Origin of the sequence: Corallococcus sp. bb12-1 (genome assembly GCF_026626765.1) — a bacterium.
GTDB lineage: Bacteria > Myxococcota > Myxococcia > Myxococcales > Myxococcaceae > Corallococcus > Corallococcus terminator.
Genome location: NZ_JAPNJZ010000009.1, coordinates 1 through 7908 on the forward strand (window position 1 = coordinate 1; position 7908 = coordinate 7908).

Genomic DNA, 7908 nt, shown 5'->3' on the forward strand with positions numbered 1-7908 from the left:
CTGCCCAGGTGCGCGGCGACGTGCTGGACGTGCTCCGCTCGCAGCAGGCTGTAGTGATCGCCCTGGACCTCCTGGATCTGCGCGTGCGGGACCTGGGCCTTCCAGCCGCGATCCAGCGGATCGGAGGGTGGGCGCTCGCTCGCTCGCAGCACGACGAGCGGTCCCGTGAACGGCCCGGGCTCGTAGCGGCGCATCGCCCGCAGGTTGCTCGTGAAGACGTCGAAGAGCGTGCGCACCTGGGCCGCTCCCGTCTCCGGGGCCAGCAGTCCGGCGGACTGGCCCGCCGCGCGCAACCGTTCAAGGACGGACTCCACGCCGGGTTCGGACTCGGTGAAGTCCATTGTCCAGGCCTCGCGGTTCACGAGCCCGGCGTAGTCACCAACGAAGCGCAGGGCGAGCGCTTGGGGATCCTCCGCGTCCGCTGCTTCCGCGCTCGCCTGGGCCGGGCTGGGCTCGATGAGGGCCAGGACCTCGGTCGTCTCCCCGAGCGCCTGGAGCTGACGCGCCATCTCGTAGGCCACCAGCCCTCCCATGGACCAGCCGCCCAGCCGGTACGGCCCGTGGGGTTGCACGCCGCGGACGGCGGCGAGGTAGCTCGCGGCCATCTCCTCGACGCGCTCCAGCGGCGGCTGTGCCCCGTCCAGCCCCTGTGACTGGAGGCCATAGAAGGGCTGATCCGGTCCCAGCGCCTTCGCCAGCTCCGCGTACGCCAGCACGTTGCCTCCCACCGGGTGGACGCAGAAGAAGGGGCGACGCGTGCCTTCGCTCTGGATGGGGACGAGCGGTGAGAAGGGCGCGGGCTGCTGGCGCAACAGCGCCGCCAGTCGCTCCACGGTGGGGGCCTGGAACAGCGTGGCCAGCGGCAGGTCGCGTCGCAGCCCGGTGCGGATGCGCGACATGAGGCGCACGGCCAGCAGCGAGTGGCCTCCCAGCTCGAAGAAGTCGCTGGTGACGCTGAGCGGTCGCGTTTGCAGCACGTCCTCCCAGATGCGGGTGAGCTCCAGTTCGAGCGCATCCCTTGGCGCCACGAAGCGGGCCGACGCCGTGAGGCCCGTGCGCTCCGGCGCGGGCAGTGCCTTGCGATCCCTCTTCCCGTTGGGGGTGAGCGGGAAGGACGCCAGCGCCACGAAGGCCGCGGGCACCATGTATTCAGGCAGGCGCTGCTGGAGGAAGGCCCGGAGGGCGGAGGCTTCGGGACGGGTCGCCTTCGCGGTGAAGTACGCCGTGAGCACGTGGTGGCCTGGCGCATCCTCCCGCACCATCACCAGCGTCTGATCCACGTCAGGATGCAGTTGGAGGACCGCTTCGATTTCACCCAGCTCGATGCGGAAGCCGCGCAGCTTCACCTGGAAGTCGATGCGGCCCAGGTATTCGAGCGTGCCGTCGCTCAAGCGCCGGACCCGGTCGCCCGTGCGATACATCCGCGCGCCGGCCTGGGTGCTGAAGGGATCCGGCAGGAAGCGCTCCGCCGTCAGCGCCGGACGGTTCAGGTAGCCGCGCGCCAGTCCCGCGCCCGCGAGGAACAGCTCCCCGGGAACACCGGGCGGTTGCAACTGGAGCCGGGCGTCGAGGACGTAGGCGTGCGTCTGCGTCAGAGGCCGTCCGAGGGTGGGCTCACCGTCACCCGCGGGCACCTCCAGGAACGTCGAGTAGGTGGTGTCCTCGGTGGGACCGTAGAGGTTGAAGACCTGCTGGACGGAGCCCGTGGCGTGGAGGGCCCGGGCCAGGGCGCCGGGCAGTGGCTCTCCGGCGAGGTTGACGGTGCGCACCGAGGCCGGGAGCGCTCCCGCGCGCAGCAGCTCCGCCATGGCGGAGGGCACGGTGTTGACGAGCGTCACCTCATCGCGCGCCGGCAACGAGGCCAGCGCGAGGACGTTGTCCGCCAGGAGCACGGTGCCGCCACAACACAGCGGCGCGAACAGCTCGAAGACGGACAGGTCGAAGCAGACGGAGGTCGCCGCCAGCGTGCCGGCGAGCTGCGCGGGAGAGAAGACGCGGCAGGCCCAGTCGAGGAAGGCGGATGCGTTCGCGTGGCTCAGCGCCACGCCCTTGGGCGTGCCGGTGGAGCCCGACGTGTAGATGACGTACGCGAGCGCGTCGGTGGGAACCTCCACGGCCGGAGGCGTGTGCGAGCGTGAAGCCAGGTCTTCCACCCCGGTGTCCAGGTACAGCACGGCCCGCGCGGCGGTGGTGGGGCCCAGCAGGTCCACCAGGGACTGGAGCGTCACCAGCAGCGACGCCCCCGAGTCCGCGAGCATGCCGTCCAGCCGCTGCCTCGGGTAGGCCGGATCCAGCGGCACGTAGGCGCCGCCCGCCTTGAGGACGGCCAGGAGCGTCACCAGCAAGTCCTCGGTGCGTGGCAGCAGGACGGCGACGCGGACCTCGGGGCCCACGCCCCGAGCACGCAGGGCATGCGCCAGTTGGTTGGCGCGCAGGTCGAGCGACGCGTAGCTCAGGCGCTGGTCCCCGACGATGAGGGCGGTGGCCTCGGGGGTGCGGAGCACCTGCGCTTCGATGCGCTGGTGGAGCGGGGCCCGGCACAGGGGCGGGGCGTCGGCGTCCCACGCGGTGAGCAGCTGTTCGCGCTCCCCGGTGCTCAGGAGGGGCAGCTCCTGGAGCGGGGACTCCGGATGGGCCAGTGCGCCTTCCAGCAACCGCTGGAAGTGGCTGACGAGCCGGCGGATGCTGTCCTCACGGAAGAGGTCGGTGCTGTACGTGACGGAGCCGGCCAGCCCTTCGGGGGAGGCTGAGAAGGCGAAGGTCAGGTCGAACTTCGCGGTGACCTGCTCGACTTCGACGGGCTCGAAGGAGAGCTGGGACGTCTGGGGGGCGCGATCGGTCGCGTTCTGGACCAGGAGCATCGCCTGGAAGAGGGGCGCGCGGCTCAGGTCGCGCCGGGGGCGCAGCTCCTCGACGAGCTTCTCGAACGGGACGTCCTGGTGCGAGTGGGCCTCCAGGGTGGTCTCCCGCACCTGCGCCAGAAGCTTTCGGAACGACGCCCCGTCCTCCAGGCGGGCCCGCAGGGCCAGCGTGTTGACGAAGAGGCCGATGAGCCCTTCGAGCTCCGCGAAGCGCCGGCCCGCGATGGGCGTGCCGATGACGACGTCGTCCTGGCCGGTGTAGCGGGACAACACCGCGGACGTCGCCGCCAGCAGTCCCATGAAGAGGGTGGCGCCTTCCTGCTGGCTGAAGCTCTCCAGGGTCCGCAGCAGCGACGCGGGGAGCCGGAAGTGCACCGAGGCCCCGCGCGTGGATGGGACGGGAGGACGCGCGAAGTCCGTGGGCAGCTCCAGGTGCGCCGGGGCCTCGGCGAGGTGCTGGCGCCACCACGCGACCTGGCGCTCCAGCACGTCACCGTGCAGCCACGAGCGCTGCCACGCGGCATGGTCGGCGTACTGCACCGGCAGCGCGGGCAGGGCCGTGGGCCTGCCGTCGTGGAAGCCCTGGTAGAGCGCGGCCACCTCGCGCACCAGCACGCCGGTGGACTCTCCGTCGGAGATGATGTGGTGCAGCGTCAGCAGCAGGACGTGCTGGGATTCACCCAGCCGCAGCAGGTGGGCGCGCAGCAGCGGACCGGTGGCGAGGTCGAAGGGACGCGCGGCCTCTTCCGCGGCGAGCCGTCGCGCTTCGGCTTCCGGGTTCGTGGAGCCCGACAGGTCCGTGCAGGGCAGATGGAAGGGCGCGGGCGGGTGGATGTGCTGCACGGGCACGCCTTCATGCTGCGCGATGGTGGTGCGCAACGCTTCGTGCCGGTGCACCAGCGCTTCGAAGGCGCGCTCCAGGGCCGCGGCGTCCAGGGCGCCGTGGATCCGCAGCGCCACGGGGATGTTGTACGCGGGCGAGCCGGGTTGCAGCTGGTCCAGGAACCACATCCGCTGCTGGGCGAAGGAGAGGGGCGGCGGTGTGTCCGTGCGCGGGACGGGCACGAACGCGGGCAGTTCCCTGGCACGGCCTGCGTGCTCGATGCGCGCGGCGAGCCTTCGCAGCGTGGGCTCCTCGAAGAGGGCGCGCAGCGGCAGCTCCACTCCGAAGGTGGCGCGAACGCGGGCCACCACCTGGGTGGCCAGCAGCGAGTGGCCACCCAGCTCGAAGAAGTGGTCCTCGTTGCCCACGCGCTCGACGCGGAGCACTTCGGCCCAGAGCGCGGCGAGCTGCCGCTCCGTGGTCGTGCGGGGGGCGACGTAGCGGTCGCGCTGCGTGGCGCTGGCTTCCGGCGCGGGCAGGGCCTTGCGGTCCACCTTGCCGTTGGGCGTGAGGGGGAAGGCGTCCAACTGCACGTAGACGGCGGGCACCATGTACTCGGGCAGCTTCTGCTGGAGGTGGGCGCGCAGCTCACTCGGGTGGGAGTTGGCGCCGACGACGTAGGCGACGAGGCGCGGGTCTCCGGTGGGGGAGTCGCGGCGTGCCAGGACGAGGGCCTGCTGGACGGACGGGTGCTGACGCAGGGTGGCTTCGATCTCGCCCAGCTCGATGCGGAAGCCGCGCAGCTTCACCATGAAGTCGGTGCGGCCCAGGTACTCCAGCTGTGCATCCGCGCGACGGCGCACGAGGTCGCCGGTGCGGTACATGCGGGCGCCCGGCGTGAGGCTGAAGGGATCCGGGACGAAGCGCTCGGCCGTCAGCGCCGGACGGTTCAGGTAGCCGCGCGCGAGCCCCGCGCCCGCGAGGAACAGCTCCCCGGGAACACCGGGCGGCTGCAACTGGAGCCGGGCGTCGAGGACGTAGGCGCTCGTCTCCGTCAGCGGCCGTCCGAGGGTGGGCTCACCGGCGCCCGGGGGCACCTCCAGGAACGTGGAGTAGGTAGTGTCCTCGGTGGGGCCGTAGAGGTTGAAGACGTGCTGAACGGAGCCCGTGGCGTGGAGGGCCCGGGCCAGGGAGCCGGGCAGCGGCTCTCCGGCGAGGTTGACGGTGCGCACCGAGGCCGGGAGCGCCCCCGCGCGCAGCAGCTCCGCCATGGCGGAGGGCACGGTGTTGACGAGCGTCACCTCATCGCGCGCCGGCAACGAGGCCAGCGCGAGGACGTTGTGCGCCAGGAGCACGGTGCCGCCACAACACAGCGGTGCGAACAGCTCGAAGACGGACAGGTCGAAGCAGACGGAGGTCGCCGCCAGCGTGCCGGCGAGCTGCGCGGGAGAGAAGACGCGGCAGGCCCAGTCGAGGAAGGCGGATGCGTTCGCGTGGCTCAGCGCCACGCCCTTGGGCGTGCCGGTGGAGCCCGACGTGTAGATGACGTACGCGAGCGCGTCGGTGGGAACCTCCACGGCCGGAGGCGTGTGCGAGCGTGAAGCCAGGTCTTCCACCCCGGTGTCCAGGTACAGCACGGCCCGCGCGGCGGTGGTGGGGCCCAGCAGGTCCACCAGGGACTGGAGCGTCACCAGCAGCGACGCCCCCGAGTCCGCGAGCATGCCGTCCAGCCGCTGCCTCGGGTAGGCCGGATCCAGCGGCACGTAGGCGCCGCCCGCCTTGAGGACGGCCAGGAGCGTCACCAGCAACTCCTCGGTGCGAGGCAGCAGGACGGCGACGCGGACCTCGGGGCCCACGCCCCGAGCACGCAGGGCATGCGCCAGTTGGTTGGCGCGCAGGTCGAGCGACGCGTAGCTCAGGCGCTGGTCCCCGACGATGAGGGCGGTGGCCTCGGGGGTGCGGAGCACCTGCGCTTCGATGCGCTGGTGGAGCGGGGCCCGGCGCAGGGGCGGGGCGTCGGCGTCCCACGCGGTGAGCAGCTGTTCGCGCTCCCCGGTGCTCAAGAGGGGCAGCTCCTGGAGCGGGACTTCCGGCCGGGCCAGTGCGCCTTCCAGCAACCGCTGGAAGTGGCTGACGAGCCGGCGGATGCTGTCCTCACGGAAGAGGTCGGTGCTGTACGTGACGGAGCCGGCCAGCCCTTCGGGGGAGGCTGAGAAGGCGAAGGTCAGGTCGAACTTCGCGGTGACCTGCTCGACTTCGACGGGCTCGAAGGAGAGCTGGGACGTCTGGGGGGCGCGATCGGTCGCGTTCTGGACCAGGAGCATGGCCTGGAAGAGGGGCGCGCGGCTCAGGTCGCGCCGGGGGCGCAGCTCCTCGACGAGCTTCTCGAACGGGACGTCCTGGTGCGAGTGGGCCTCCAGGGTGGTCTCCCGCACCTGCGCCAGGAGCTTTCGGAACGACGCCCCGTCCTCCAGGCGGGCCCGCAGGGCCAGCGTGTTGACGAAGAGGCCGATGAGCCCTTCGAGCTCCGCGAAGCGCCGGCCAGCGATGGGCGTACCGATGACGACGTCGTCCTGGCCGGTGTAGCGGGACAACACCGCGGACGTCGCCGCCAGCAGTCCCATGAAGAGGGTGGCGCCTTCCTGCTGGCTGAAGGTCTCCAGGGTCCGAAGCAGCGACGCGGGGAGCCGGAAGTGCACCGAGGCCCCGCGCGTGGAGGGGACGGGAGGACGCGCGAAGTCGGTGGGCAGCTCCAGGTGCGCCGGGGCCTCGGCGAGGTGCTGGCGCCACCATGCGACCTGGCGCTCCAGCACGTCACCGTGCAGCCACGAGCGCTGCCACGCGGCATGGTCGGCGTACTGCACCGGCAGCGTGGGCAGGGCCGTGGGCCTGCCGTCGTGGAAGCCCTCGTAGAGCGCGGCCACCTCGCGCACCAGCACGCCGGTGGACTCGCCGTCGGAGATGATGTGGTGCAGCGTCAGCAGCAGGACGTGCTGGGATTCACCCAGCCGCAGCAGGTGGACCCGCAGCAGCGGACCGGTGGCGAGGTCGAAGGGACGCGCGGCCTCTTCCGCCGCGAGCCGTCGCGCTTCGGCTTCCGAGTTCGCGGCGTCCATCAGGTCCGTGCAGGGCAGATGGAAGGGCGCGGGCGGGTGGATGTGCTGCACAGGCACGCCTTCATGCTGCGCGATGCTCGTGCGCAAGGCTTCGTGCCGATGCACCAGCGCTTCGAAGGCGCGCTCCAGGGCCGCCCCGTTCAGGGCGCCGTGGATCCGCAGCGCCACGGGGATGTTGTACGCGGGCGAGCCGGGTTGCAGTTGGTCCAGGAACCACATCCGCTGCTGGGCGAAGGAGAGGGGCGGCGGTGTGTCCGTGCGCGGGACGGGCACGAACGCGGGCAGTTCCCTGGCACGGCCTGCGTGCTCGATGCGCGCGGCGAGCCTTCGCAGCGTGGGCTCCTCGAAGAGGGCGCGCACGGGCAGCTCCACGTCGAAGGCAGCGCGGATCCGGGCAACCACCCGCGTGGCCAGCAGGGAGTGGCCGCCCAGGGCGAAGAAGTCATCCTGCGCGCCGACGGTGGGCACGCGCAGCACGTCGGCCCAGAGCGCCGCGAGCTTCTCCTCGGTCCCGGGACGGGGGGCTTCGTGGCCGTGCGCCTGGGCTTCGGGCGCGGGCAGCGCCTTCCTGTCCACCTTGCCGTTGGGCGTCAGGGGTAGGGCGTCCAGCATCACATAGGCGGCGGGCGCCATGGACTCGGGCAGCGTCTGCTGGAGGAAGGCGCGCAGCTCGACGGCGTCGGGCGCGCGGGTGCTCGGGACGACGTAGGCGACGAGCCGTGCATTGCCCGGCACGTCCTCGCGCACCAGGACGAGCGCCTGGGCGACGGCGGGGTGCTGACGCAGCAGGGCTTCGATTTCACCCAGCTCGATGCGCAGGCCGCGCAGCTTCACCTGGAAGTCGATGCGGCCCAGGTATTCGAGCGTGCCGTCCTCGCTCCAGCGCGCCTTGTCTCCCGTGCGGTACATGCGCTCGCCGGGGGTGGTGGCGAAGGGGTTCGGGACGAAGTGCTCGGCGGTGCGGGCAGGCTGGCCCAGGTAGCCACGCGCCAGGCCCGCGCCCGCGATGAACAGCTCACCGGCGACGCCGACGGGCACGGGTTGCTGGTGCGCATCCAGCACGTATGTGCGCACGTTGAGCAGCGGCCCGCCCAGGGTGGGTTGCGTC

General features: G+C 72.0%; 1 protein-coding gene. It reads right to left on the minus strand.

Going from position 1 to position 7908, the window contains the following annotated elements; translation table 11 throughout:
• Positions 1-7908, minus strand: a 7908-nt coding sequence (locus OV208_RS13870; protein ID WP_267574316.1) for a non-ribosomal peptide synthetase, incomplete at both ends; no start/stop codon positions are given.